28 protein-coding genes are annotated in these 26,266 nt (G+C 60.4%); 16 read left to right on the forward strand and 12 right to left on the reverse strand.

All coding sequences use genetic code 11. From position 1 onward, the window contains the following. Position 1: 1 nt before the first annotated feature. The 3 genes from GA0061100_RS15750 to ccmA all read right to left on the reverse strand — a co-directional run bounded on the left by GA0061100_RS15750 (position 2) and on the right by ccmA (position 2,513). Positions 2-763 carry a heme ABC transporter permease gene (locus GA0061100_RS15750; protein WP_075853627.1) on the reverse strand — a complete coding sequence of 254 codons (762 nt, stop codon included), beginning with the start codon at positions 761-763 and terminating at the stop codon, positions 2-4. 180 nt (positions 764-943) lie between these two features. Continuing rightward, complete coding sequence (gene ccmB / locus GA0061100_RS15755; RefSeq protein ID WP_075853628.1) at positions 944-1,603, reverse strand: heme exporter protein CcmB; 660 nt, start codon at positions 1,601-1,603, stop codon at positions 944-946. Between the two features lie 262 nt (positions 1,604-1,865). Next, on the reverse strand, positions 1,866-2,513 hold the full coding sequence (gene ccmA, locus GA0061100_RS15760; RefSeq protein WP_075853629.1) for a heme ABC exporter ATP-binding protein CcmA: 648 nt from the start codon (positions 2,511-2,513) through the stop codon (positions 1,866-1,868). Positions 2,514-2,776: 263 nt separating this feature from the next. Between ccmA and acnA the strand changes: the two genes are divergently transcribed. The 3 genes from acnA to GA0061100_RS15775 all read left to right on the forward strand — a co-directional run bounded on the left by acnA (position 2,777) and on the right by GA0061100_RS15775 (position 7,201). Next, positions 2,777-5,467 (forward strand): aconitate hydratase AcnA, encoded by a 2,691-nt coding sequence (gene acnA / locus GA0061100_RS15765; RefSeq protein ID WP_075853630.1) that lies wholly within the window; start codon positions 2,777-2,779, stop codon positions 5,465-5,467. Between the two features lie 258 nt (positions 5,468-5,725). Further along, entirely contained in the window at positions 5,726-6,469 is a 744-nt protein-coding gene (locus tag GA0061100_RS15770) for a DUF1223 domain-containing protein (protein ID WP_075853631.1), read from the forward strand. A gap of 330 nt (positions 6,470-6,799) precedes the next feature. Continuing rightward, the gene (locus tag GA0061100_RS15775; protein ID WP_075853632.1) at positions 6,800-7,201 is read left to right on the forward strand and encodes a DUF2794 domain-containing protein; all 402 of its coding nucleotides are present in this window, start codon (positions 6,800-6,802) and stop codon (positions 7,199-7,201) included. Between the two features lie 256 nt (positions 7,202-7,457). On the opposite strand, the gene GA0061100_RS15780 is transcribed toward GA0061100_RS15775, so the two are convergent. The 4 genes from GA0061100_RS15780 to GA0061100_RS15795 form a co-directional block, all read right to left on the reverse strand. Further along, positions 7,458-8,015, reverse strand: coding sequence for a GNAT family N-acetyltransferase (locus GA0061100_RS15780; protein WP_075853633.1), 558 nt, complete (start codon positions 8,013-8,015; stop codon positions 7,458-7,460). A gap of 121 nt (positions 8,016-8,136) precedes the next feature. Next, the gene (locus GA0061100_RS15785) at positions 8,137-8,877 is read right to left on the reverse strand and encodes a Bax inhibitor-1/YccA family protein (RefSeq protein WP_075853634.1); all 741 of its coding nucleotides are present in this window, start codon (positions 8,875-8,877) and stop codon (positions 8,137-8,139) included. A gap of 195 nt (positions 8,878-9,072) precedes the next feature. Further along, positions 9,073-11,619: an ABC transporter permease gene (locus tag GA0061100_RS15790; RefSeq protein ID WP_075853635.1), complete on the reverse strand. Its 2,547-nt coding sequence runs from the start codon at positions 11,617-11,619 to the stop codon at positions 9,073-9,075. Then, entirely contained in the window at positions 11,616-12,326 is a 711-nt protein-coding gene (locus tag GA0061100_RS15795) for an ABC transporter ATP-binding protein (RefSeq protein WP_075853636.1), read from the reverse strand. Before GA0061100_RS15795 ends, GA0061100_RS15790 begins: the two co-directional genes overlap by 4 nt. 81 nt (positions 12,327-12,407) lie before the next feature. On the opposite strand from GA0061100_RS15795, the gene GA0061100_RS15800 reads away from it, so the two are divergent. Next, positions 12,408-13,058 (forward strand): arylesterase, encoded by a 651-nt coding sequence (locus GA0061100_RS15800; protein ID WP_075853637.1) that lies wholly within the window; start codon positions 12,408-12,410, stop codon positions 13,056-13,058. 68 nt (positions 13,059-13,126) lie between these two features. Next, positions 13,127-13,723 carry an RNA 2',3'-cyclic phosphodiesterase gene (thpR, locus tag GA0061100_RS15805; RefSeq protein WP_075853638.1) on the forward strand — a complete coding sequence of 199 codons (597 nt, stop codon included), beginning with the start codon at positions 13,127-13,129 and terminating at the stop codon, positions 13,721-13,723. Here the strand turns inward: thpR and GA0061100_RS15810 are convergent. Further along, complete coding sequence (locus GA0061100_RS15810; protein WP_075853639.1) at positions 13,654-14,136, reverse strand: low molecular weight protein-tyrosine-phosphatase; 483 nt, start codon at positions 14,134-14,136, stop codon at positions 13,654-13,656. The genes thpR and GA0061100_RS15810 overlap by 70 nt on opposite strands. A 35-nt stretch (positions 14,137-14,171) precedes the next feature. Between GA0061100_RS15810 and GA0061100_RS15815 the strand changes: the two genes are divergently transcribed. The 5 genes from GA0061100_RS15815 to GA0061100_RS15835 all read left to right on the forward strand — a co-directional run bounded on the left by GA0061100_RS15815 (position 14,172) and on the right by GA0061100_RS15835 (position 17,775). Beyond that, on the forward strand, positions 14,172-14,477 hold the full coding sequence (locus GA0061100_RS15815) for a 4a-hydroxytetrahydrobiopterin dehydratase (protein ID WP_075853640.1): 306 nt from the start codon (positions 14,172-14,174) through the stop codon (positions 14,475-14,477). Between the two features lie 66 nt (positions 14,478-14,543). After that, positions 14,544-14,933 (forward strand): YkvA family protein, encoded by a 390-nt coding sequence (locus tag GA0061100_RS15820; protein WP_075853641.1) that lies wholly within the window; start codon positions 14,544-14,546, stop codon positions 14,931-14,933. Positions 14,934-15,266: 333 nt separating this feature from the next. Further along, on the forward strand, positions 15,267-15,830 hold the full coding sequence (locus GA0061100_RS15825; protein ID WP_075853642.1) for an invasion associated locus B family protein: 564 nt from the start codon (positions 15,267-15,269) through the stop codon (positions 15,828-15,830). A gap of 287 nt (positions 15,831-16,117) precedes the next feature. Beyond that, positions 16,118-17,353, forward strand: a complete 1,236-nt coding sequence (gene rlmN, locus GA0061100_RS15830) for a dual-specificity RNA methyltransferase RlmN (RefSeq protein ID WP_075853643.1) — start codon at positions 16,118-16,120, stop codon at positions 17,351-17,353. A 5-nt stretch (positions 17,354-17,358) separates the two neighbouring features. Further along, positions 17,359-17,775: a hypothetical protein gene (locus GA0061100_RS15835; RefSeq protein ID WP_075853644.1), complete on the forward strand. Its 417-nt coding sequence runs from the start codon at positions 17,359-17,361 to the stop codon at positions 17,773-17,775. On the opposite strand, the gene GA0061100_RS15840 is transcribed toward GA0061100_RS15835, so the two are convergent. Beyond that, on the reverse strand, positions 17,759-18,400 hold the full coding sequence (locus GA0061100_RS15840) for a LysE family translocator (RefSeq protein WP_075853645.1): 642 nt from the start codon (positions 18,398-18,400) through the stop codon (positions 17,759-17,761). The genes GA0061100_RS15835 and GA0061100_RS15840 overlap by 17 nt on opposite strands. Before the next feature lie 68 nt (positions 18,401-18,468). Then, positions 18,469-19,323, reverse strand: a complete 855-nt coding sequence (locus GA0061100_RS15845) for an SDR family NAD(P)-dependent oxidoreductase (RefSeq protein ID WP_075853646.1) — start codon at positions 19,321-19,323, stop codon at positions 18,469-18,471. Positions 19,324-19,364: 41 nt separating this feature from the next. Here GA0061100_RS15845 and GA0061100_RS15850 point away from each other — a divergent pair, with 41 nt between their 5' ends. The 3 genes from GA0061100_RS15850 (at position 19,365) to GA0061100_RS15860 (ending at position 21,285) form a co-directional block, all read left to right on the forward strand. Continuing rightward, positions 19,365-19,652 carry a type II toxin-antitoxin system ParD family antitoxin gene (locus tag GA0061100_RS15850; RefSeq protein ID WP_280173829.1) on the forward strand — a complete coding sequence of 96 codons (288 nt, stop codon included), beginning with the start codon at positions 19,365-19,367 and terminating at the stop codon, positions 19,650-19,652. Then, on the forward strand, positions 19,652-19,942 hold the full coding sequence (locus tag GA0061100_RS15855; protein WP_075853647.1) for a type II toxin-antitoxin system RelE/ParE family toxin: 291 nt from the start codon (positions 19,652-19,654) through the stop codon (positions 19,940-19,942). Before GA0061100_RS15850 ends, GA0061100_RS15855 begins: the two co-directional genes overlap by 1 nt. Positions 19,943-20,061: 119 nt before the next feature. Then, positions 20,062-21,285 (forward strand): argininosuccinate synthase, encoded by a 1,224-nt coding sequence (locus tag GA0061100_RS15860; RefSeq protein ID WP_075853827.1) that lies wholly within the window; start codon positions 20,062-20,064, stop codon positions 21,283-21,285. A 76-nt stretch (positions 21,286-21,361) separates the two neighbouring features. Here the strand turns inward: GA0061100_RS15860 and GA0061100_RS15865 are convergent, their stop codons facing one another. Continuing rightward, positions 21,362-21,844, reverse strand: coding sequence for a MarR family winged helix-turn-helix transcriptional regulator (locus tag GA0061100_RS15865; RefSeq protein WP_075853648.1), 483 nt, complete (start codon positions 21,842-21,844; stop codon positions 21,362-21,364). 161 nt (positions 21,845-22,005) lie between these two features. Between GA0061100_RS15865 and GA0061100_RS15870 the strand changes: the two genes are divergently transcribed. Together GA0061100_RS15870 and GA0061100_RS15875 are read left to right on the forward strand one after the other, a co-directional pair. Next, on the forward strand, positions 22,006-22,647 hold the full coding sequence (locus GA0061100_RS15870; RefSeq protein WP_075853649.1) for a LysE family translocator: 642 nt from the start codon (positions 22,006-22,008) through the stop codon (positions 22,645-22,647). A 98-nt stretch (positions 22,648-22,745) separates the two neighbouring features. Then, a complete protein-coding gene (locus GA0061100_RS15875) occupies positions 22,746-24,809 on the forward strand; it encodes a M3 family metallopeptidase (protein ID WP_075853650.1) in 2,064 nt (687 codons plus the stop codon). Positions 24,810-24,910: 101 nt separating this feature from the next. Here GA0061100_RS15875 and GA0061100_RS15880 read toward each other — a convergent pair whose 3' ends face one another. Next, positions 24,911-25,375 carry a MarR family winged helix-turn-helix transcriptional regulator gene (locus GA0061100_RS15880; RefSeq protein ID WP_075853651.1) on the reverse strand — a complete coding sequence of 155 codons (465 nt, stop codon included), beginning with the start codon at positions 25,373-25,375 and terminating at the stop codon, positions 24,911-24,913. A gap of 92 nt (positions 25,376-25,467) precedes the next feature. Between GA0061100_RS15880 and GA0061100_RS15885 the strand changes: the two genes are divergently transcribed. Further along, a complete protein-coding gene (locus GA0061100_RS15885; RefSeq protein WP_075853652.1) occupies positions 25,468-26,187 on the forward strand; it encodes a glutathione S-transferase family protein in 720 nt (239 codons plus the stop codon). The last annotated feature ends 79 nt before the right edge of the window (positions 26,188-26,266 follow it).

The raw sequence follows: 26,266 nt of genomic DNA on the forward strand, positions 1-26,266 counted from the left end.
GCTATTCCTCCCGGCTTGCCATGCGCGCGGCGATGCGTCGCTGGGCGGCGATGCGGCGACGCCAGATCTCGTTGCGGATCGCCATCAGGTGCAGCGTGAAGAACAGCAGCGTGAAGGCCAGCGCCATGGTGAAGAGCGGCCAGAGAAATTCCGCGTCGATGGCCGGGCCATCCATGCGCATGATGCTTTCCGACTGATGTAGCGTGTTCCACCAGTCCACGGAGAACTTGATGATCGGGATGTTGATGAAGCCGACCAGTGTCAGGATCGAGGCGACGCGAGCGGCCTTGGGCGGATCGTCCATGGCGCGGTTGAGCGCGATCAGGCCGAGATACATCAGGAAGAGGATGAAGACCGAGGTCAGGCGCGCATCCCAGACCCAATAGGTGCCCCACATCGGCTTGCCCCAGAGCGAGCCGGTGACCAGCGCGATCAGCGTGAAGGCGGCGCCGAGCGGTGCTGCCGTCTTGCCGGCGACATCGGCGAGCGGATGGCGCCAGACCAGCGTGCCGATCGCCGACATGCTCATGATCGTGTAGCACATCATCGACAGCCAGGCCGAGGGCACGTGGATATACATGATGCGGACGGTATCGCCCTGCTGGTAATCGCCCTCAGTCGTAAAGGACAGATAGAGGCCGATTGCGAAAAGCACGGCCGAGATGACAGCCAGCCAAGGAATGAGACGCGCCGAAAAGGCCAGAAACCGCGTGGGGTTGGCGAGGTCGGAAAAACGGCTGATCGCAGGGCTGATATCGCTCATGCGGCTTGTTTAACCCGATATGGCTTTTCCGGCAATCGACCGCATTGTCTCAGATCGACGAAACAGTATCTTCGTTAGAGCCCTTCCGCTTTTCTTCGAAACGCGAAAACGCTCTACCCTTTTGTTATTACGCAATTCCGGACGGAAAACCGCTTCGCACTTTTCCTGGAATTGCTCTGATCAATCAGTCGTGTTCCGCAAGGCAAGGGCGGCAGCGGCCGGGCCGATGACGGCGAAGAACAGGGTAAGCGCGATCAGGATCAGGAACGGCGGCAGGAAGGGCTGCGGTCCTTCGACGGCGGCATAGGTGGCGCTGACGCCGAAGATCAGCACCGGGATGGTCAGCGGCAGCACGAGAATGGAGACCAGCAGCCCGCCGCGCGGCAGCGCCACGGCAACGGCGGCACCGACCGCGCCGATGAAGGTGATCGCTGGCGAGCCGACGAGCAGGGTGAGCGCTGTAGCACCGATCGCCGTCTCGTTCATATTCATAAAGAGGCCAAGCAGCGGCGAGGCGATGACGAGGGGCAGGCCTGTCGCCACCCAATGCGCTGCGCATTTGATGAAGACCGTCAGCACCAGCGGTGTTTCCTGCATCACGAGCAGATCGAGCGAGCCGTCGTCACGTTCGGCCTGGAACAGTCGGTCGAGGCCGAGGAGGCTCGCGAGCAGTGCGCCGATCCAGACGATGGCCGGGCCGATGCGCGAAAGGAGCTTGAGATCGGGGCCGACTCCGAAGGGAATGACGGCGACGACGGTGAGGAAGAAGAGGATGCCGATCAACGCCCCGCCGCCGGCGCGCACCGAAAGTCTGAGGTCGCGGAGGAAGAGGGCGGTCATGGGGAGACTCTTTCATGCTGAGAGATAGCCGGGATACCCCCCTCTGTCGCTGTCGCGACATCTCCCCCGCAAGGGGGGAGATTGGTGACTTGTGGTGCGCGCATGCCCCGAGCTAACATCGAATCCGTGGAAGCAGAAGTTGGACCTCCTGGTTTTGCAAGCAGGCGCGGCGAACTCCCAACAATCTCCCCCCTTGTGGGGGAGATGTCCCAAAGGGACAGAGGGGGGTATTGAAGGTGCGGCGTAGGCAAAAGCATCGAACTCACCCCCATATCCCCTCACTCACCCTGGCAAACCCCGTCATCCGCATTTCCTGCACATTCTCCAATCCCAGCGGCTGGTGCGTCGCAGCAAGAACGATGCCGCCGGTCTTCTGATGTGCGGTGATGAGATCGGCGAAAAGCTGGTCGGCCGAACTGTCCAGCGCTGCCGTCGGTTCGTCGAGGATCCAGATGGGGCGGTGGGCGACCAGAAGTTTGGCGAAAGCGATTCGGCGCTGCTGGCCGGCGGAGAGGTAGCCGAAGGGCAAATGCGTGATGCCGGCAAGGCCGACGGCGTCGACGGCTTCATCGATATCAAGGCCGCGGCCGCCTGCCATGTCGCCGAGGAAGGTTTTCCAGAAGGTCAGATTTTCCGCGACTGTCAGTTCGGATTTCATCGCATTGCGGTGGCCGAGATAGTGGCTGGCTTCGCCGGCCGGCCGGCCGGATTCGCCATCGTTTCCGGTGAATGTGACACGGCCTTTTTCCGGCCTGAGAAGGCCCGCCACAACGCGCAGAAGCGTTGACTTTCCCGACCCGTTGCGGCCAGTCAGAACGAAGGCGTCGCCACCTGCCAAGTTGAAGGAAACATTCAAGAAAATCAGGTCTTCGCCCCGCCTTGCCGCCAGATTTTCAGCGCTTAGATGCATTCGCTCAGGCTTTCCCTATTGTCTTTGCCGCAGTGCGCAAAAAATTGTCCAAATTTGCATCTTGTCACTCTGGCAAGTCTTTACGAAATTATCTATAAGACCTGCAACCACGCCAGCGGTCGGCGTGAATTTCATCCTTGCGCCGAACTTAAGGTTTTCTGCCTTACGTGCGGACAGCGGAAATGGCCGTACCCGCATCCTGATGTGCATAAAGTGCATAGGCGTTCGCACGACTGTGTTGGCTATCAGAAACGGGGTATCTCGTGTCTAAATCTCTTGACAGTTTCAATTGTCGTTCCACGTTGACCGTGGGCGGGAAAGACTACGTCTATTTCAGCCTGCCCAAGGCTGAGGCGAATGGTCTGCCCGGCGTTTCCAAGCTGCCTTACTCCATGAAGGTGCTTCTGGAAAACCTGCTGCGTTTTGAAGACGGGCAGTCGGTCACCAAGGAACATATCCTTGCCGTCGCCGAATGGCTGACCAACAAGGGCACCGTCGAGAACGAAATCGCCTACCGCCCGGCGCGCGTGCTGATGCAGGACTTCACCGGCGTTCCGGCCGTTGTCGACCTTGCTGCCATGCGTGACGCGATGGTCTCGCTCGGCGGCGATCCGGAAAAGATCAACCCGCTCGTTCCCGTCGACCTCGTCATCGACCACTCCGTCATCGTCGACGAATTCGGCACGCCGCAGGCTTTCGCCAAGAACGTCGAGCTGGAATACCAGCGCAACGGCGAGCGCTACCGCTTCCTGAAGTGGGGCCAGCAGGCATTCAAGAACTTCCGCGTCGTTCCTCCCGGTACCGGCATCTGTCACCAGGTGAATCTCGAATACCTCGGCCAGACCGTCTGGACCAAGGAAGAAGACGGCGAAACGATCGCCTATCCCGACACCTGCGTCGGCACCGATTCGCACACGACGATGATCAACGGCCTTGGCGTTCTCGGCTGGGGTGTCGGCGGTATCGAAGCTGAAGCCGCCATGCTCGGCCAGCCGGTCTCCATGCTGCTGCCTGAGGTGATCGGCTTCAAGCTGACCGGCAAGCTCAAGGAAGGCGTTACCGCGACCGACCTCGTGCTGACCGTCGTGCAGATGCTGCGCAAGAAGGGCGTGGTTTCCAAGTTCGTCGAATTCTTTGGCCCCGGCCTCGACAACATGCCGCTCGCCGACCGTGCCACTATCGGCAACATGGGTCCGGAATACGGCGCGACCTGCGGCTTCTTCCCGGTCGACAAGGAAACGCTGAACTACCTCAACATGTCCGGCCGCGCCAAGGATCGTATCGCGCTCGTCGAAGCCTATTCCAAGGCTCAAGGGATGTGGCGCGACAATGACGGTTCCGACCTCGTCTTCACCGACACGCTGGAGCTCGACCTTAACGACGTCGTGCCGTCGATGGCTGGCCCGAAGCGTCCGGAAGGCCGTATCGCGCTGGAAAACATTGCTTCCGGCTTCGCAACCTCGCTCGAAACCGAATACAAGAAGCCCGGCCAGCTCTCCAACCGCTATGCGGTCGAAGGCACGGATTTCGATATCGGCCATGGCGACGTTGCCATCGCTGCCATCACCTCCTGCACCAACACCTCCAACCCGTCGGTGCTGATCGCAGCCGGCCTTCTCGCCCGCAACGCCGTTGCCAAGGGCCTGAAGACCAAGCCGTGGGTCAAGACCTCGCTGGCACCGGGATCGCAGGTCGTCGGCGAATACCTCGCCAAGTCCGGCCTCCAGGCCGATCTCGACAAGCTCGGCTTCAACCTGGTCGGTTTCGGCTGCACCACCTGCATCGGCAACTCCGGCCCGCTGCCGGCGCCGATCTCGAAGACGATCAACGACAAGGGCCTGATCGTATCGGGCGTGCTCTCGGGCAACCGCAACTTCGAAGGCCGTATCTCGCCCGACGTCCAGGCCAACTACCTGGCGTCCCCGCCGCTCGTCGTCGCCTACGCGCTCGCAGGCTCTGTGCAGCTCGACCTGACCAAGGAGCCGATCGGCGAGGACCAGAACGGCAAGCCGGTCTACCTCAAGGACATCTGGCCGACCTCGCATGAGGTTCAGGAGTTCATCCAGAAGTACGTCACGCGCGAGCTCTACGAGAGCAAGTATGCCGACGTCTTCAAGGGCGATGCCAACTGGCAGGCCGTGCAGGTTCCTCCGGGCCAGACCTATGCCTGGGACGACAACTCGACCTACGTTCAGAACCCGCCTTACTTCGTGGGCATGGGCAAGAAGGGCGCCGGCGTTTCCGACATCAAGGGCGCTCGCGTTCTCGGTCTCTTCGGCGACAAGATCACCACCGACCACATTTCCCCGGCCGGTTCGATCAAGGCTGCCTCGCCGGCCGGTTCGTACCTCATCGGTCATGGCGTCGGCGTTGCCGACTTCAACCAGTACGGCACGCGCCGCGGCAACCATGAAGTCATGATGCGCGGCACCTTCGCCAACATCCGCATCCGCAATCACATGCTCGGCCCGAACGGCAAGGAAGGTGGCTACACCATCCATTATCCGTCCAAGGAAGAGACGTCGATCTACGATGCGGCCATGCAGTACAAGGCAGAGGGCGTTCCGCTCGTCATCTTCGCCGGTGTCGAATACGGCAACGGCTCCTCGCGCGACTGGGCTGCCAAGGGCACGAACCTGCTCGGCGTACGCGCCGTGATCGCTCAGTCCTTCGAGCGTATCCACCGTTCGAACCTCGTCGGCATGGGCGTCATCCCGTTTGTCTTCGAGGACGGCACCACCTGGGCAAGCCTCGGCCTGAAGGGTGACGAGCTCGTCACCATTGAAGGTCTGGCTGATATCAAGCCGCGCGAGCGCAAGATCGCCAAGGTCACCTATGGTGACGGCACGGTTCGCGACATCCCGATCATCTGCCGTATCGATACGCTGGATGAGGTCGTCTACGTCAACAATGGCGGCATCCTGCAGACTGTTCTGCGCGATCTCGCTGCCTGATAGGTTTTAAACGCCATTCCTGGAGGCCGCCGGAAAACTCTTCCGGCGGCCTCCTGTTTTTCACGGTGATGTGTACGGCAGGCCCTCGAGCTCACTACGGCCTCACCCCATCGTGACTTTGCGTCATCGTGCTAAACTATTATCTCTTGTTTCAGATTTTTCGGGCTTGATATGGCCTGATCGCCGCAAGAAGCGCGAGTGTTTCGGAGCCCGTGTAGGCAGACGGTGCTCAAGATTGGATGCAGAGGTAAGATAGAAATGCGCCTTCGATTTTTGGTTCCACTTCTGGCAGGCATCGCGCTCGCAAGTTCGCTGCATGCGCAGGAAGCGGCGAAGATCAAGGGCGTCGTCGAGCTCTTCACCTCGCAGGGCTGCGCCTCCTGTCCTCCGGCCGATGCGGCCTTCCGCAAGCTGATCCGCCAGGGCAATGTCGTGGCACTCGCCTATCACGTCGACTACTGGAACTATCTCGGCTGGAACGATACGATGGCGTCCAAAGACAACACGGCGCGCCAATATGCCTATGCCCGCACGATGGGGCGCAGCGGCGTCTATACGCCGCAGGCGATCGTCAATGGCCGCGATCATATGAACGGCGCCGACCTCAACGCCATCAACGTCAAGATCGATGACTTTCAGCGTCTTGGGGAGGGGCTGACGGTTCCGGTGAATGCCGCCATGAAGGGCGACGAGCTTGAGATCAAGATCGGAGCGGGCCAGGGCAAAGCCAATGTCGTCATCGTCTATTTCGACAAGGAACAGATGGTGGCGCCGAAGGGTGGCGAGAATACCGGTCAGCAGATCGCCTATATGCACGCGGTATCGGATGTCCAGACGGTGGGCATGTGGGATGGCAAGGCCATGAGCCTCGTGCTGCCGTCCAATGTGCTGGATAAGGCCGGCCGAAGAGGCCTTGCCGTCCTCTTGCAGTCTTCGACGCCTTCGGGCGATCCGGCTGCCATTCTCGGGGCCACTGTTTTGACTGTTGGCTCAGACGGCTGAGCGGCTTTTCCAGCTTTGCCGGAGACCTTGCATTTCGGCTCAGGTCAAAAAGGTCCCTATTTTGGCCTGTGCCAAAAAGGGGAGGTGCCCGGCGAGGACGCATTCGGGGCTGGGGTTTAATCGATGCGCCCCGGCCGGGCCGTTTGACGCGGCGGCGCCAAACGGCCCTCTATACTTCCTGTAAATTGGGCGTCGTTTTGGCTGAAATGCGGCACTGACGAGGTGCTTTGGGACCTGGGAAAGAAATTGTGAGCCGTCAGCCGTCTTGCAATTTGATGCGGCTGAGGCAAACTGTCATTCTCCTGTCATGAGATAGCCCCTGGGGGATTGATGACTGATCAGCCGGATTTGAGACACGGTGAAAGCCGTTCCGTCGATACCAATTCATCCGTCGTCGTTGATCTCAGAGAATACAAACAGAGCAAAGACCCGTTACCGGTGACCTTTCATCGCCGGGAGCTGGATGCGATTCTCTGGATCTATGGCCGCATGGTCGGCGAGGGCGAGTGGCGCGACTATGCCATCGACCATTTGAAGGACAAGGCGGTTTTCTCCGTCTTCAAGCGCTCCGGCGAGATGCCGCTCTTCCGCATCGAAAAGAATCCAAAGCTTTCGGCCAAGCAGGGCGCCTTTTCAGTCGTCAATACCAGCGGCATGATCCTGAAGCGCGGCCATGACCTGAGCCAAGTTCTGAAGGTGTTCGACAAGCAGCTGAAGCTGGTGGAGAAATAGTTTCGCGCCTATTGGCTATGTATCACGCGGAGAGTGCGGCACCCCCCTCTGTCAGCTTCGCTGACATCTCCCCCACAAGGGGGGAGATTGGTAACCTGGGTCACTCCCTGATCTCAAGCGAGCATCGGGCCTGTTGAAATTGTGGTCTCTTGTCTTGCAAGCAACGCGCGTCAAACTCCCAACGATCTCCCCCCTTGTGGGGGAGATGTCCCGAAGGGACAGAGGGGGTATTTGAGGCTCGACCAGTAGGTAGATCTTACCCCCCAAACAACGTCCCCGGATAAACCGACGGATCCGGATCGGTGTTGGTGCCCTCACCTAATGCCTTCTGCATCAGCATCGTATCCAGCCATCGGCCGTGCTTGTAGCCGGTGCCTTTCAACAGGCCGGTTTCGGTGAAGCCCGCGGCGCGATGTACGGCGACGGAGGCGGGATGGGCGCCACCGATGACGGCGATCATCTGGCGGAAGCCGAGCGTCTGGCAGCTTTCAATCAAGGCATCGAGCAGCAGCCTGCCGACGCCGCGCCCTCGGGCCTCCGGTGCCAAATAGATCGAATCCTCCACCATCCAGCGATAGGCCGGCCGCGTGCGGAACGATGAGGCATAGGCATAGCCGAGAAACGTGCCGGCTTCGTCTTCTGCGACGAGATAGGGATAGCCCTTGTCACGGATCGCCTGGAAACGCGCTGCCATTTCTTCCTGGCTCGGTGGCGTGATCTCATAGCTTGCCGTGCCATTCAGCACGGAGTCGCGATAGATTGCTGTGATATAGGGAAGGTCGTCTGCGGTAGCGCTGCGGAGGCTGACGGACATGTGTTTCTTGCTGCCTGATCTGTGATTTGCGATGGCAGCTATCAAACCGTAGCGCCTGTGGCCAGGCAAATAAAAAAGGCGGCCGAAGCCGCCTTTCCGTTGCTCATTTCATGCGCTGCGATTAACGGCGATTGCCCATGAATTGCAGCAGGAACATGAACAGGTTGATGAAGTCGAGGTAGAGCGACAAAGCGCCCATGATCGCCTTGCGGCCGGCGACGGTCGCATCGTCGGCGGTGTAGTACATTTCCTTGATCCGCTGCGTATCGTAGGCGGTAAGGCCTGCGAAGATCAGCACGCCGATCACCGAGATCGCGAACTGCAGGGCGGAGGAAGCCAGGAAGATGTTGACGAGCGTCGCGATGATCAGGCCGAAGAGGCCCATCATCAGGAACGAGCCCATCGCCGACAGGTCACGCTTCGTCGTGTAGCCGTAGAGCGACAGCGCGCCGAAGGAGGCGGCGGTCACGAAGAAGGTCTGCACGACGCTCTGGCCGGTGTAGATGATGAAGATCGACGACAGCGACAGGCCCACCAGCGCGGCGTAGACCCAGAAGGTCGTCGTCGCGGCGGCCACGCTCATGCGGTTAATCCTGAAGCTCAGGAAGAAGACCATCGCCAGCGGGGCGAGAATGACCACCCACTTCAGCGGGCTCAGATAGATCGCCTGGCCGAAGGCCGTGATCTGTCCGTTTGCGAAAGCGAGCGAGAAGGAGAGATAGGCGGCAACACCCGTGATCGCCAGACCCAGCGCCATCAGGTTATAGACCTTGAGCATGTAGGCTCGAAGGCCCTCGTCTATCATCGCACCGGATTGCGCACCGCTCTGCGCCCGGTTTTGGTAATTGCGAAAGTCAGCCATGTTTTCCTCTTTTAAGCTCCGATGTGAGTACGGTGTCGGGTCTCTCGGACCCAGGCGCCGCTGCGGAGCTCCAGCATGCCTGCACAGAATATGAGGCTTTCAAGCCTTGTAGACAAGGGTCTAGCGGCAGGGCCGATGTTAAATCGCTGTAATATCGCGCCGTTTGGGAGGCTTTCCGCCGATCCCGGGAACGAATCAGAGTTCGCGCAGAACCGGGGCGGCTTTCTGGCCGAGGATGCGCGAGGTGCCGATCAGGCCGATACCCACTGTCAGCACCAGAGCGATAATCAGGGTTGAGAAGGCGACATCGGGCAGGAAGGCCGAGGGCAGGTGCATGATGCGGCTGACGATATACCAGGCGGATGCCGCCCCGGCGATCAGTGCGAAGACGGCGGTTGCGGCGCCGAGGATCAGATATTCGTAGCTGAAGGCGCGGATCAGCGTCGCCCGCGTCGCGCCGAGCGTCTTGAGGATGACCGCATCGTGCGTGCGGGCGCGGTTGCCGGCGGCGAGCGCCCCGGCCAGCACCAGCACGGAGGCGATCAACGCCACCGAAGCAGCGGAGCGGATGGCGGTCGCGAGCTGCCCGACCAGCGTGTTGACGACGTCGAGCGCATCCTTGACGCGGACGCTGGTGATGGTCGGGTAGGTGTTGGTGACTTTCCGGAGGATCGTTGCTTCCTGCTCGGAGGTGGCCGATGTGTCGGTCAGGGTCGCCAGCCAGGCGTGCGGCGCGCCCTTGAAGGTATTGGGCGAGAAGATCATCACGAAATTGATCGACAGCGACTGCCATTGCACCTTGCGGAAGCTGGCGATCTTGGCGGTGACGTTGCGGCCGAGCACGTTGACGGTGACCTTGTCGCCGAGCTTCAAGCCGAGCGCCTTGCCTTCCTCTTCGGAGAAGGAGACCAGCGGTTCGCCACTATAGTCCTTGTCCCACCATTTGCCTTCCGTGACCGAGGCGTTTTCCGGCACTGTATCGGCATAGGTGATGCCGCGATCGCCGCGCAGGACCCATTGGCCGGCAGCCGGCACCTTCATCTTGGTAACATCCTCGCCGTTGAAGGCGACGATCCGACCGCGCAGCATCGGTGCCTCGACGAGCTTGCCCTTAGGGTCGATGTCGAGGACGATCTTGCGGAAGCCTTCCAGCTCCGGCCCCTGGATATCGACGAAGAAGAAGTTCGGCGCCTGCTCGCTCATGCGGCCCATCAACTCGCGGCGCATGTTGCCGTCGATCAGCGTCAAGGTCACCAGGAGCGCCAGGCCGAGGCCGAGCGACAGCACGACGGATGAGGTCAGCGCGCCCGGCCGGTGGATGTTGCCGATCGCCAGACGCAGGGCCGGCGAGCTCACGCGTGGGCTGCGGCGGGCAAGCCAGGAGAGCAGGGCGGCAACGGCGCGCAACACGACGAAAGCTCCAGCGATCGACACGACAAAGACAATCGCAATGAAGCGGTCATAGGCGGTGACGATCGCCAAGGCGGCAAGGGCTGCCATCAGCACGCCGGCGGCGAGCAGGTAGGGCCAGCCGGGCAGGCGACGCGCCTCGAAGCCCTGCTCGCGGAACAGCGCCGTTGCCGGCACCTCGCGGGCATGGCCGAGCGGCGGAATGGCAAAGGCGAGTGTCGTCAGCAGGCCGAACAGGGCGGCAAGCGTCAGCGCGCCGGGATAGAGCCGAGGCGCCGTCGAAATCGGCAGGAACTCGGCCATGAACTGGGAAGCGATCATGGGTGCTATGGCGCCGAGCACGAGGCCGACCACGATGCCGGCAAGCGCGATGATGGCGATCTGGATCAGATAGATCAGCACCACGACGAAAGCCGGCGCGCCCAGGCACTTGAAGGTGGCGATGGTCGTGCGCTTGGAATCGAGAAAGGCGCGCACGGCGTTGGCGACACCGACGCCGCCGACGATCAGGGCGGCCAAGCCGACGAGCGTCAGGAACTGCGAGAAGCGGGTGACATTGTCTGCAAGCTGGGGCGCGGCGCGGTCACTGGTGCGGATCGACCAGCCTGCCTGCGGGAAAGCGGCATTGGCGCGGTCGCTGATGTTGCGCAGGCCGGCGGCCGGATTATCCATGCGGATTCGATAGGCCTGTTCGACGAGGCTGCCTGTTGTAATCAGGCCGGAGGCGGTCAGGGCATCGCGGCTGGTGAGCAGGCGCGGCGCAAAACCGAAGCCTTCGGAGACGGCATCCGGCTCCGTGGTGATGGTGCCGGCAATGCGCAGTTTGGCGTTGCCCAGCAGCAGATCGCCGCCGACCTTCAGGTTCAGGCGCTCAAGCAACAAGGGCGCAACGACCGCGCCATAGGTGCCGTCCTTGACGGCCAGCAGGGTCGAGAGCGGCTCATTCGGATCGGCCTCGAAGGTGCCGTAGAGCGGATAGGCATCATCGACTGCCTTGACCTCGACCAGCGCTTGGTCGGAGCCATCGGGCAGGCGGGACATGGAGCGCAGATTGGTGGAGCGAGACAGCTTGCCGAGGCCCTGAAGATAGGCCAGTTCCTCGGGGGTCGCCTCGCGATTGCGCAGCTCGAAACGAACGTCGCCAGACAGCAATGACTGTCCCTGCGTCGAAATCGCGTCCGTGATCGAGCGGGAGACCGAGTTGACGGCGGCGATCGCGCCGGTGCCGAGCGCGATACAGGCGAGGAAGATGTAGAAGCCGCCGAGGCCGCCGCGCAACTCGCGCAGGGCAAGGCGGAAGGCGAGAGGCAGGCGCAATCCCGCCGTGCTCATGCCATCGCCGCCTGGCTGGTACGGGCACGGGCGCTGTCATTCTCGATTTCGCCCGAGCGGACGCGGATCTGGCGCGAGCAGCGGGCGGCAAGAGCGGGATCGTGGGTTACGAGCAGCATGGTCGTGCCGCGCTCGGCCTGCTGGGCGAAGAGCAGGTCGGCGATCTGCCGGCCGGTATCGGTGTCGAGATTGCCCGTGGGTTCGTCGGCGATCAGAACGGCCGGCGAGGGTGCCAGCGCGCGGGCGATCGCCACACGCTGCTGCTCGCCGCCGGAGAGCTGTCCGGGATAGTGATTGAGCCTTTCGCCCAGTCCTACCGCTTCCAGCTCGCGCCTGGCGATGTCGAAGGCATCGCGGACATTGGCAAGCTCCAGCGGCACGGCGACATTTTCGAGCGCCGTCATATTGGCGATCAGGTGGAAGGACTGGAAGACGATGCCGATGTTGCGGCCGCGGAAATCGGCGATGCGATCTTCGCTCAGGCTATGCAGCGGCGTGTCGCGGATCAGAAGTTCGCCGCTGTCGAGTTTTTCGAGGCCGGCCAGCACCATCAGCAGCGTGGACTTGCCGGAGCCGGACGGACCGACGATCCCGACGGCCTCACCCTCCATGACGGTGAGATCGATGCCCTTCAGCACATGGACCGAGGCGGCGGCGTTGCCGAGCGTCAAATCCGCCTTCTTCAGCTCAATGATGGTTTTTGCCAATGCGAACGCCCTATATATCAGAGAACATCAGAGACAATGGCGGGCGCGACTGGCCCGAGCAGCGAATTTAGGGAATGGATCATGGGTTTTAAAGTTGCTGTGCTTCAATTCGCTGTCATCACTTTCGGTCTTTTGTTTGGCGCGGTTCATGCTGCTGATGCACGAACGATCCAGCTGGTCGGCTTCGGCGACAGCTTGATGGCTGGCTATCAGCTGCCGCCCGGCGATGGTTTTCCCGCCAAGCTTGAGGCGGCGCTGAAGGCCAAGGGGCTCGATATCGCCGTTGCCGATGCCGGCGTTTCCGGCGATACGACGTCGGGCGGGCTTTCGCGCATCGACTGGTCGGTGCAAGACGGCACCGATGGCGTGATCTTGGAACTCGGCGCCAACGACGCGCTGCGTGGCATTCCGCCGGAACAGACGGAAAAGAACCTGGAAACGATGATCGAGCGGTTGAAGGACAGAAAGATCCCGATCCTTCTCGTCGGCATGCTGGCACCGCCGAACATGGGGGGCGACTACGCCGAGAAATTCAATCCGATCTACAAGCGCCTGGCCGACAAATACCAGCTTTCGCTCTACCCGTTTTTCCTCGACGGTGTGGCAACGCATGCCGATCTGCAACTCTCGGACGGGATGCATCCGAACCCCAAGGGGGTCGATGTGATGGTCGAGCATATGTTGCCGGCTGTTATGAGTTTTGTAGGGATGATTGACGCAGGTGCGAAATAGATGCTTGCACCGACTGCAAATGCGTGATTCCCTACCTATACCTGCAAGAGATTCGGGGAGTGCTCGTTATGCCGAGACTTTTTACCGCCCTCGAAATTCCGCGCAATGCGGCCATGAGCCTGTCATTGTTGCGCGGTGGTCTCCCGGGAGCCAGGTGGATCGACGTTGAAAATTATCACATTACCTTGCGCTTCATCGGCGATGTCGATGGCCGCACGGCGGATGAGATCGTCGACCGTCTGGACCGGATAGATCGACCTGAATTCCAGCTTCGGCTGGAGGGCATCGGTTCCTTCGGCTCCAAGAAACCGCATTCGGTCTGGGCCGGGGTCTCGCAGACACCGGACATGTTCGCTCTGCAAGGCGAGATCGAGCGCATCTGCCAGCGTATCGGCCTGCAGCCTGATCCGCGCAAGTTCACGCCGCACGTGACGCTCGCCAGGCTGAAGTCCTCGCGGGTCGACGATGTCGTCCACTACCTGTCCGGCCGCGGCAATTTCTATACCGCGCCGTTCACGGTGGGGCGCTTCGTGCTTCTGTCCTCGCGCGAATCGGTCGGTGGCGGCCCGTATCTCACCGAAGAGATCTTCCCGCTTCACGAGCCCCGCAGCACGTTCCCGGCCTTGGGCAACAACGCGCTGCAGCCGGCCAAGAGCATGGTATAGACAGCTTCGAAATCCTCGCGGTCGCCATAATAGGGATCGGGGATATCCTTGTTGCTGCCAAGCGCAAGGGCATTGAAGAGATGCAGCTTGCCGAGGGCATCGGCGGGCGCCGTCTTGCGCAAGTTCTTCAAATTGTCTTGATCCATTGCCAGGATCAGATCGAACCTGCCGAAATCGGCCGGCTCGATGCGGCGGGCGCGCTGGGCTGAAATATCGATTCCGTGGCCGGCGGCAACCGCAATCGAACGGCGATCCGGGCGTTCTCCCTGATGCCAGCCGCCGGTGCCGGCCGAATCAATCTCGAATTCGCCCGCGGGGCCGGCTTCGTTCGCCAGATGCCTGAATATGCCTTCGGCGAGGGGCGACCGGCAGATATTGCCGGCGCAGACGAAAAGAACCCTGTGACGATCCATGCTATCGTTTCACCGCTAGAGAGGAGTGACTTGCCATGAAATACGAGAAGCTGGACCGCGCGGCAATCGATGAAAATCTTGCAGAACTCGGAGGCTGGGTGCTTGCGGCCGACGGGCTTTCGATTTCCAAGACCTTCAAGTTCCGCAACTTCGTCGAGGCCTTCGGCTTCATGGCGGAATCCGCCCTTGCCGCCGAAAAATTCAACCATCACCCGGAATGGTTCAACGTCTATTCCCGCGTCGAGGTGAAGCTGACGACGCATGATGTCGGCGGCCTGACCGACCATGACGTCAAACTGGCCAAGGCGATGGAAAAGGCGGCTGCGCGCCGGATCGATTGAATCGCCTGAGACGATCACCATATGTTTACACGGCCCGGGAGACGGGCCTTGTTAGAGGTGAATGGAATGGATGACATCAAGTACGGGGAAATCCTGATGCCTGGTGACGAAGAGACCCAAAAAGAGCAGGAGAAATCGGTGCGCAGAAAATTCTGGCCGACCTTGCGGAAGGCGGCTCGCCATATCCCGTTCTCGCGTGACGTCGTAGCCGCCTTCTATTGCGCGCTCGACCCGCAGACGCCGACCCGCGTTCGCGGCATATTGCTGGCCGCACTCGGCTATTTCGTCATGCCCGTCGACATCATTCCCGATTTCTTTGCCGTCATCGGCTATTCAGATGATGTCGCGGTGCTCACGCTCGCCTTCAGCATGATCAGGGGCCATATCCGTCAGGAACATTACGATGCTGCCGACCGGGCTCTCGAGAACGAGCCTGAGGCCATGAAGACGGCTTGATGGCCGCTTTGTATGGTCAATCGGAATCCTCTCGGCTTTCCAGCGCTTTATGAGGCTCCTCTGATTTTAGCGAGGTCAAATTCTTGCCTGAATCTTTCTGTCTTAAATCGAATCCGTTGGGTGGTACTCCACCATCCGGGTTTTCCAATTCCTTCTTGTGCCTTTCAAACTTCGTGCGATACCTGAGTTGAAATGACACGGAGCCAGTGGCGGGCGGTGCTCCGTTGACGGTTTGGTAACCTGAATAAAGTCAAAATAAGGCAGCTCACGAGCATAGGCGTGCGTCAATCGAATCGCCATGAGCTCTGGACCGCAAGAAATCGGCAGGAAACCATGTTTGTAAAAAGCTTCGCAATCGCCCTCTCGCTCGTTCTGGCCGGAACCGGCATCGCGTCCGCGCAGACCAAGAAGCAGAAGCAGACGCAGCAGGCACCGGCCGCGGCAGCCGCAGCGCCGGCGGCTCCCACGCGCATTCAGCAGTTCGACGCCTGGGGCGCGTATTCTTACCAGTCCGCCGGCGGCAAGGTATGTTATGTTCTTTCCGTGCCGACGACCAAGGCGCCACCGACGGGCATCGACCATGGCGACAATTTCTTCATCGTGTCGCAGCGCCCGGGCCAGAACATCTCCTATGAACCGCAGGCGATGATGGGCTATCCTCTCAAGGACAACTCCAAGGTCAACGTCGTCATCGACAACAAGACCTTCGTGATGTTCACCAAGGACAAGGCCGCCTGGGTCGAGAACGCCGCGCAGGAGCCCGCACTCGTCGCCGCGCTGAAGTCCGGCCATTCGCTGAAGGTTTCGGCAACTTCCAAGAAGGGTACCGCCACCTCCTACGTCTATTCGCTGAAGGGCGTCAGTGCCGCGCTGAAGCAGATCGAAAACTGCAAATAAGATCGAGGGCCGAGGGATCACGGTAATGTGATCCTCCCGTTGCCGCGACCGCAATGAACAAGGCCGGTCATGTCGACCGGCCTTTTGCTTTTGAGGGCCGATCTTCGCTTTTGAGGGAAAGGGATGACGCGAGCGGAAATTAATGCTAAAGGCCGCGCCAACGATAGGTGTGCGGCAGACAGCTTGCCCCGCCACCGCATGAATCTTCAGATTTCCGTGCCTTGCCCGCATCCGCAGCTTTCGTCAGCTTTTGCGGCATCGCCGATGTGAACCGTTGGAACGATCCTATGTCCGCCACCGATGTCATAACCCCCTCCAGGCTCAAGCCGATGCCCGTGTCGCAGCCGGTCGAGCTTTCGCCGAAGCCGTCGCTGATCGGCCTGACGCGCGAAGAGATGGGCGCAGCCCTCAGGGAAAAGGGCGTTGCCGACAAGCAGATCAAGATGCGCGTCAGCCAGCTCTGGAACTGGATCTACGTGCGCGGCGTCTCCGATTTCGATGCGATGGCCAACGTGTCGAAGGACATGCGCGAAATGCTGAAGACGCATTTCACGATCGCGCGTCCCGAAATCGTCGAGGAGCAGGTCTCCAATGACGGCACGCGCAAATGGCTGCTGCGCTTTCCGCCGCGGGGCGCCGGCCGTCCCGTCGAGGTCGAAAGCGTCTATATTCCCGAGGAAGGGCGCGGCACGCTCTGCATTTCCAGCCAGGTCGGCTGTTCGCTCACCTGTTCCTTCTGTCATACCGGTACGCAGCGCCTGGTGCGCAACCTGACGGCGGAGGAGATCCTCTCGCAGCTGTTGCTGGCGCGCGATCGTCTCGGCGATTTTCCGGATCGTGAAGCACCGCAGGGTACGATCATGCCGGCTGAGGGACGCAAGGTCAGCAACATCGTCATGATGGGCATGGGCGAACCGCTCTATAATTTCGAGAGTGTGAAAACAGCGCTGCTGATCGCCTCCGATGGCGACGGCCTTTCTCTTTCGAAGCGGCGCATCACCCTTTCGACCTCCGGTGTCGTGTCGGAAATCTATCGCACCGGCGATGAGATCGGCGTGATGCTGGCGATTTCGCTGCATGCGGTGCGAGACGATCTGCGCGACATGCTGGTGCCGATCAACAAGAAGTATCCGCTGAAGGAACTGATGGACGCTTGCCGCGCCTATCCGGGTCTGTCGAATGCGCGGCGCATCACTTTCGAATATGTGATGCTGAAGGGCGTCAACGACAGCCTCGAAGACGCCAAGGGCCTGATCCAGCTCCTGAAGGGCATTCCGGCCAAGATAAACCTGATCCCCTTCAACCCCTGGCCCGGCACGAACTACCAATGTTCCGACTGGGAGCAGATCGAGAAGTTCGCCGATTTCATCAACTCGGCCGGCTACGCCTCGCCGATCCGCACGCCGCGCGGGCGTGATATTCTCGCCGCCTGCGGCCAGCTGAAGTCGGAATCCGAGCGCATGCGCAAGACGGAGCGATTGGCTTTCGAAGCAATGATGATCGCCAACCACGGCGAGGATTGAGATCGATGCTCCTTGGACTGCGCAAGCCGATACGCCTCATGTGGGGCTATCTCGCCGCTTGCGCTCTGATGGGCTTCGTATTGGCCTGCGTCGCTGCCTATACTCTGCCGGGGAGCGGAGTGCCGGAGCTTCTGGCGCTGACCTTCGAGATGACCAAGGCCGCAATGATCGTCAGCATTCTGCCATCTCTCGTCGTTATTCCCATCATGGAATGGCGTGGGGTCCGCCGCTGGTTTGGATACGCAATCTATGGCGCTGTTCTCTCGGCCGTGGCGTCTATCCTGATTTCCGGCTCTATGGAAAAGCCTCAGACCCTTAATCTGATCACGATCGCAGTCTGCTTCGCCTTCCTAGGGGCGGCCTGCGCCACCGTTTACTGGTTGATCGCTGGCCGCTATCCGATCATCAACGAGCCTGAGTGAAGAAGATCTTCACCGCGAAAATCGAAAAGACGCCGGCAAAGGCGTAGTCGAGGCCACGCATCACGCCGCGGTTCCTCTGCAGCCACGACGACAGACCGTCCGCGGCGAGGACGACCAGTGTATTTATCGGCATGCCGATGACGATGAAGAAGAAGCCGAGGAAGAGCAGCTTGTGCGTGACTGCGGGGTCGCCGGCGGTCACGAACTGCGGCAGGAAGGTCATGAAGAAGATGATGACCTTGGGATTCAGGAGATTGACCCAGAAGCCGTTCGAAATGTTGGCGAATGGCGTTCCGCTCACGGCGTCGACCTTCTTCACCGACAGGCTGGAGCCGAAACGGATCGCCTGGATCGCAAGCCACAGCAGATAGGCAGCTCCACCGGTCTTCAGCACGGTGAAGGCAACGGGCGAGGCCGTGATCAGCGCGGAAATGCCAAAGGCCACTAGGCAGGTATGGACGACAACACCGAGGGTCGTGCCGAGCACGACGAACAGCGCTGCCTTCTTGCCCTGTGCCAGCGCGCGGCTGATCGACAGCGTCATGTCGGGGCCGGGCGTCATCGCCAGCAGAAGGCTTGCCGCCGAAAAGGCAAGGAGGGTCGGCAGGCTGGGTATGAAATCCATGAAAGTCGCTCCGAAAGCCGGATGATAGTACTTGGCGTTTTCTTATCCGGCTTTCGGGGGATTGCAAATCAATCCTTCTTTTCGAGGAAGGCCTTGAATTGATCGGCATAGTCGGCGTGCCAGCGCGAGAGCGGCGGGCGGTTCTCGACGATATCGCCGGCGGCCCAGAGCATGCGGCGTTCGTCGACGGGGCGTGCCACGTCATTGTCGGGGCAGAGAATGTAGAAATCGCCGCGCTTCAGGCTTTCTACCATGAAATCGACCGTCTGCTCCGGCGTCCAGGCGCCGGCGGGTTTTTCCTTGCGCTCGCCCTTGGTGAGACCGGTGAAGACGAAGCCGGGAATGAGGAGGTGGGCCGAAATCTTCGCGCCTTGCGTATTGCGCAGCTCATGCTGCAGCGCTTCGGTAAAGACCTTCACGCCGGCCTTCGAGACATTGTAGGCAGGGTTGCCGGGCGGCGTGGTGATGCCTTGTTTCGAGCCGGTGTTGATGATCAGGCCGGGTTCGCCATGGGCCAGCATGCCCGGCCCGAAGGTGCGTGTGCCGTTGATGACACCGAGCAGGTTGACGCCGAGGATTGCATCCCATCCCGCCTGGGCGCTGAAGATCGAGGTTTCCGGGCCGATGCCGGCATTGTTCATCAGCACATGCACGCGGCCGAAGCGCTGTAGGACGGCACGTTCCAGAGCTTCCAGCGCGTCTTTACTGGCGACATCGGTTTCGATGGCCATGACATGCTCTTCGCCTGCAATCGTCTTGAGCTCAGCGCTTGCTTGCGCCAGCCGGTCGCCGCCGAGATCGGCAATGACGACGCTCATGCCAAGCGAAGCGAAATATTTCGCCGCGGCGAAGCCGATGCCGGATGCGCCTCCGGTGATGACGGCAACATTGGATTTCTTGAAAATGTCTTGAATATCGGTCACGAGCGGCGCCCTCCTCAGGCATTGTTCGGTCGCCGCCGAATATGGTACTTTCGGGAGCCAAGTCAAACCAGTCGGAGGCCGCGCGCGTGACAAAGCATGTGTCCGTAGAAATCGACGAGCAGATGGATGCGTTCATCGGCGAACAGATCAGTCACGGCAACTACGCTTCGCCGAGCGAGGTCATCGACGCTGCGCTAAAATTGCTGCGCAGCCGGGCGGAAAGAGAAGCGATTGCAGCTGCGATCGCCGAGGGTGAAGCCTCAGGGGAGCCGCAAGAGTTTGATTTCGAAAATTTCATCGAAAAGAAGCGAATGCTGCGTAACCGTTGATGAAAAGATTGATCTTTTCCCCTAAGGCGACGCTCGATATCGATCAGATCTACGATTACACCGAGGAAATGTGGAGCAGCGAACAAGCGGAAAGTTATATTTTCGCCATTCGCGATCATTGTGACGCGTTGATAGCCGGAACAGCTCGCGGTCGTACGATAAATGGCATTAAGCCCGGTTATCTTGCGTTGGTCTCCGGCTCTCATTTCATCGTTTATAAAGACGATGCTCGAACGGTTACAATCATCCTCATCCTGCATCGGCGGATGAATATTGGTAGCCATCTCTGAGCTCATCCTTCGAAGCGCCCGTTCGCGCTTCCCCTTGCGCCTCACGATAATCTCGCTAAAAGTTCCGCGATACAGGTTTGCGGGCCTTTCCCCTGGTCCGCCTCGAAACGGAACTCATCATGGCATCACATAAAGACGTGAAGAAAGTCGTCCTCGCCTATTCCGGCGGTCTCGACACCTCGATTATCCTGAAGTGGCTGCAGACGGAGCTGGGTGCGGAAGTCGTCACCTTCACCGCCGATCTCGGCCAGGGCGAAGAGCTGGAGCCGGCGCGCAAGAAGGCCGAACTGCTCGGCATCAAGGAAATCTATATCGAGGACGTGCGCGAAGAATTCGTGCGCGATTTCGTCTTCCCGATGTTCCGTGCCAATGCCGTCTATGAAGGCGTTTATCTGCTCGGCACCTCGATCGCCCGTCCGCTGATCTCCAAGCATCTGATCGAGATTGCCAAGAAGACCGGCGCCGACGCCATCGCGCATGGCGCGACGGGCAAGGGCAACGACCAGGTTCGCTTCGAACTGTCGGCCTATGCACTCAACCCGGACATCAAGATCATCGCTCCCTGGCGCGACTGGTCTTTCAAGAGCCGCACCGACCTGCTCGAATTCGCAGAGAAGCACCAGATTCCGGTTGCCAAGGACAAGAAGGGCGAAGCGCCGTTCTCCGTTGACGCCAACCTGCTGCACTCCTCTTCCGAAGGCAAGGTTCTGGAAGATCCGGCCCAGGAAGCGCCTGAATATGTGCACATGCGCACGATCTCTCCGGAAGCAGCTCCCGACAAGGCCACCATCATCAAGGTCGGCTTCGAAAAGGGCGATGCCGTTTCGATCAATGGCGAGCGCCTGAGCCCGGCAACCCTGCTTGCGAAGCTGAACGATTACGGCCGCGACAATGGCATCGGCCGTCTCGACCTCGTCGAGAACCGTTTCGTCGGCATGAAGTCGCGCGGCGTCTACGAGACCCCCGGCGGTACGATCCTGCTCGCAGCCCATCGTGCCATCGAATCCATCACACTCGATCGCGGTGCTGCGCACCTCAAGGACGAGCTGATGCCGCGCTACGCAGAGCTCATCTATTACGGCTTCTGGTTCTCGCCTGAGCGCGAAATGCTGCAGGCGCTCATCGACAAGAGCCAGGAACATGTCGAAGGCGAAGTGACGCTGAAGCTCTACAAGGGCAATGTCATGGTCATCGGCCGCGAAAGCCCGAAGTCGCTCTATTCCGACAAGCTGGTCACTTTCGAAGACGACCAGGGCGCCTACGACCAGAAGGACGCAGCCGGCTTCATCAAGCTCAACGCGCTGCGCCTGCGCACGCTCGCCAAGCGCAACCTGTCGAAGTAATTCACGACATGCAGAAAGCCCGCTTCCGGTCGCCGGAGGCGGGCTTCTTTTTTCTTTTGGGGATGGCGGCCTGGAATTAATCCACCGGCCTCAATTCCCGTTCGACTTCCGCGGGTGCTTCGGCCTTCTGAAGATTGCTGCGGAAAGCGCATAGCGCATCATGCAGTTGCACTTGAAGACCCTCCTCGAAGCCCTGCGTCGCATTGCGTTCGACTTCGCAGACTTCCCGGTCGATCTGCCTGAGCTTCGCGTCGGCAGCTTCCGAAAGCACGATCCGCTTGGCGCGGCGGTCGAGCGGATCGGGCTGGCGTTCGATCAGGCCGCGTGCCTGCAACTTGTCCAGAAAAGCGCTGACCGTCATCGGCTCCAACCCCATGCGGAAGGCGATGTCGAGCTGGCGGCTGCCATTGATGGCGGCGACCTGCATCAGCGTCCGTGCTTCACCCGCCGTCAGCCCGAGCCCGGCGACAAGAATGCGTCGCTCGAAGGCCGCTCTGATCAGTCGGGCGCAATCGCTTACAAGAAAAGCGAGTGAGTCCGTATTAATCCTGCTGTTCATAAGCGCTTCCCTACCTACGCTCTTTGATTTTTGGGGCCCCACTACGTTCTTATTGATTTCATCCCACGAACACAACGGCTTCTTGGGACTTAAACGACCGGCCGCTTGACCGGGTCCCGCAGATTGCTACTCTCGCGCGATCACCAGCGGGATCACTCATCATGACGCAATCGCTCGTTGTCGGCGCCTTTCTCGCCGCGCTTTTTTACGTGCTCATTCCTGGCCCGGCCTTTCTGGCGCTGCTTGGTATAGGTGCCGGACAGGGGCGCAAGGCCGGCGCATTCTTCGTCAGCGGCCATTTGCTTGGCGATCTCGTCTGGTCGACGCTCGCCTTGGTCGCCATCGTCGGCGCTAAGACCATCGGCACCTTCGTCTTCGATCTGCTCGGTTTACTGTGCGGCCTCTATCTTGCCTGGATCGGCTGGAGCGCCGTGACGGCCAAGCCGAAGGGTGACGGCACGGCGCTCGTCAATGTCGACCGCCCGTTCCGTCGCGGCCTCATCTTCGGCGTTACCAATCCGAAGGGATATCCCGTGGCGCTGGCGACGTTTACCGCGCTTGTTGCGGGGTCGGCCGGCGCGCTGACCTTTAGCGCCCTGCCGTTGTTGCTGGTAGTCTCCTTCGCCGGCTTCATAACGGCCGACCTCATTCTCGTCAGCATCATCGGTGCGGGCGCTGTGCGCCGCTTCTATCGTGCGCATGAGCGGCTGATCGTGCGCTGTTCCGGCGTCCTTTTCATGGGTTTTGCGGCACAGGCGCTCTGGCACGCGACGCCCGGCCTGCTCGGCTGGCGCAAGGCCTGATCTTGTCATAGCAATTTGTTCGACCCTCGCCATACCAATTCGGCGGGGGTAGCCTTATATCGTGCTTCGGTCAGATGTCTGTCGAAAGGATGCCCTGCATGTCTTCCCAAACCGCCGTCAATCCCGCGCTCACCGAATGGACGGGACATCAGGGGCTGCCGCGTTTCGATGCGGTGAAGGATACGGATTTTGCACCTGCCTTCGATGCGGCGCTTGCCTCGCATGAGACCGAGATCGACGCGATTGCCGGTAACGGCGAGGCGCCGACCTTCGCCAATACGGTGACGGCACTCGAAATCGCCGGCGACGAGCTGTCGCGCATCTCGGCGCTGTTCTGGAACAAGGCTGGCGCTCATACCAACGAGACGATCCAGGCGCTGGAGCGCGAGATCGCGCCAAAGATGGCGCGGCATTATTCGAAGATCGGCACCAATGCGGCGCTCTTTGCCCGCCTCGACGCTCTCTGGGAAGGTCGCTATACCCTCGGGCTGACGCTGGAAGAGACCCGCGTGCTGGAGCGGCACTGGAAGGGCTTCGTCAAGTCGGGCGCCAAGCTGCCAAAAGCCGAACAGGAACGCCTGTCGGCCATCAACGAGAAGCTCGCCGGCCTCGGCGCGCATTTCGGCCAGAACGTGCTGGCGGATGAAAAGAGCTGGGCGCTGCTCTTGTCGGAAGAGGCCGACCTTGCCGGCCTTCCGGATTATCTGCGCGAGGCGATGGCGGCGGCTGCGCGCGAACGTGGCGAAGACGGCAAATATGCCGTCACCCTGTCGCGCTCGATCATCGAACCTTTCCTGGCCTCTTCCGAACGCCGTGATCTGCGCGAGCAGGCCTTCAGCGCCTGGGTGGCGCGTGGCGCCAACGGCGGCAAGACCGACAATCGCGAGATCATCCGCGAGACGCTGGCGCTGAGAGCGGAAAAGGCGAAGCTGCTCGGCTATGCCAATTTTGCCGAACTCAAGCTCGACAATACCATGGCGAAGACGCCGGAAGCCGTGAACGATCTTCTGATGACCGTGTGGGCAAAGGCGGCAGCTCGCGCCGGCGAAGAAGAGAAGGACATTGCGGGGCTGATCGCCGAGGAAGGTCGCAATCATGAGGTCATGCCATGGGACTGGCGGCACTATGCCGAGAAGATCCGGACGCGGAAGTTCAATTTCTCTGAAACCGAGCTGAAGCCCTATCTGCAGCTCGAAAAGATCATCGCCGCCTGTTTCGATGTCGCCGGCCGCCTCTTCGGCATCAAGGCCGTCGAGCAGAAGGGCATTCCGGCCTATCATCCCGATGTGCGGGTCTTCGAGATCCGCGACCGCTCCGACAAGCTCGTCGCTCTCTTCCTCGGCGATTACTTCGCCCGCAGTTCGAAGCGTTCCGGCGCCTGGATGAGCTCGTTCCAGTCGCAGCACAAGCTGCCGCTGAAGAATGGCCATGTCGGCGAATTGCCGATCATCTATAATGTGTGCAACTTCGCCAAGCCGGCGGAAGGCCGTCCGGCGCTGCTGTCGCTCGACGATGCCCGTACGCTCTTTCACGAATTCGGCCATGCGCTGCACGGCATGCTTTCGAACGTGACCTATCCCTCCGTTTCGGGCACCGGCGTTTCCCGCGATTTCGTCGAATTGCCGTCGCAGCTTTACGAACATTGGCTGACCGTGCCTGCCATCCTCAAGGAATATGCAGTACACTACGAGACGGGCGCACCGATCCCGCAGGCGTTGCTCGACAAGGTACTGGCGGCCCGCACCTTCAATGCCGGTTTCAACACGGTCGAGTTCACCTCCTCGGCTCTCGTCGATATGGCCTTCCATACGCGCGGTGCCGTCGAAGATCCGATGGCGGTGCAGGGCGAAGTCCTGGCCGAGATCGGTATGCCGAAGTCGATCGTCATGCGCCATGCGACGCCGCACTTCCAGCATGTGTTCGCCGGCGACGGCTATTCGGCCGGCTACTATTCCTACATGTGGTCGGAAGTGCTCGATGCCGATGCCTTCGCCGCCTTCGAGGAAACCGGCGATGCCTTCAATCCGGATATGGCCGCGAAACTCAAAGGCAACATCTATTCCGTCGGCGGCTCGATCGATCCGGAAGAGACCTACAAGGCCTTCCGCGGCAAGCTGCCAAGCCCGGACGCAATGCTGAAGAAGAAGGGGCTGGCGGCCTGATTTTCGTGTTTCGAACGCAGCAAAAGTCAGCCGCTAGAGGTCAACTTTAGCGACTGACGCTTTTTTGGTGGTGCTTGCTGCGGATTGGTTTGCCCGCTCGATCAGGGCTTGCGCGATAGCATGGCTAACAGCCCGGCCAGCTGATCGGCCTGAGCATCGTCCAGCTTCTCGCCGAAGTGTCGTTGAAGTGCCGGGGCATAGACTGCCCACATGCGGCCGCGCATGGTGCTCCCCGCTTCGGTGATGACGACCCAGCGGCCTCGACCGTCGTCGGAAAATACTTCGCGGTAAACAAGGCCAGCCTTTTCCATACGGTCGAGAAGGCGAGACAGGTTGTGTTGGGCGAGGAGCGTGCGCTCCTCGATCTCATAGGGTCGCAACTTCCCGGCCGCGGCCTGCGTCAATTCCCATAGCACGTCATACCAGCCAAGCGGTGGCAGGTTCGCCGCCTTCAAGTCTTGCTCGATTGCGGCGAGGACGATTTGCTGAGTGCGCATCAGGCCTATCCACGCTCGGGTGATGGCGGGCGAAGGCTGTGGGGTTTTGGCATCTGTATAATCGGGCATGGATGCAATTACATCTATATTGACGGGACTGGCAAGTATGGATATAGATGTAATTACATATATATTGAGTGAAAACTTCCGGAGATACGATCATGCCAGATACGAAATTGGTTCTCGTCAGCCATCACCTGTGCCCCTACGTCCAGCGAGCCGCCATCACGCTTGCCGAAAAGGGCACGCCATTCGAGATCCGCTATGTCGATCTGTCGGCGAAGCCAGATTGGTTTCTAACCATTTCTCCTCTGGGCAAAGTGCCGCTTCTGATCGTTCGGCAGGATGACGGGGCTGAAACGGTTCTGTTCGAGAGCGCCGTGATCTGTGAGTATCTTGAGGAAACCCAGCCGGGTCCGCGGCTCCATCCGGCCGATCCGCTGGCGCGTGCCCGTCATCGCGGCTGGATGGAGTTCGGTTCTTCCATCCTTTCGGACCTGTGGGGATTTGAGACCGCCAAGGATGAGGAAACCTATGAGGCCAAGCGGAAAGCGCTGGCCGATAAGTTTGCTCGCGTCGAGACGGAGTTGAAGGATGGTCCCTTTTTCTCGGGCGAGGCGTTCAGCCTGGTCGATGCGGTCTTCGCGCCGATCTTCCGTTATTTTGACGTGTTCGATACGATCGCACCGACCGGCGTTTTCGTTGGGCTGCGGCGTGTCACGGCATGGCGCGCAGAATTGGCATCACGGCAAAGCGTGCGAGAGGCGGTGACAAGTGACTATCCCGATCGTCTTAAAGTCTTCCTTGTCAATCATGATGCATGGCTGCTGAAAATGCCGCCTGACGGAAGCAAGGAAATCCCCGTCAAGGCCATTGCTTAGATCCGACATAGGCGGCATCTAAGAGCGGAAGCTTTCGCCATCGGCTAGGGCGAGGTTGACATATTCAAGGCCTGGTAGG

Source organism: Martinezella hainanensis, assembly GCF_900094555.1.
Lineage (GTDB): Bacteria > Pseudomonadota > Alphaproteobacteria > Rhizobiales > Rhizobiaceae > Rhizobium > Rhizobium hainanense.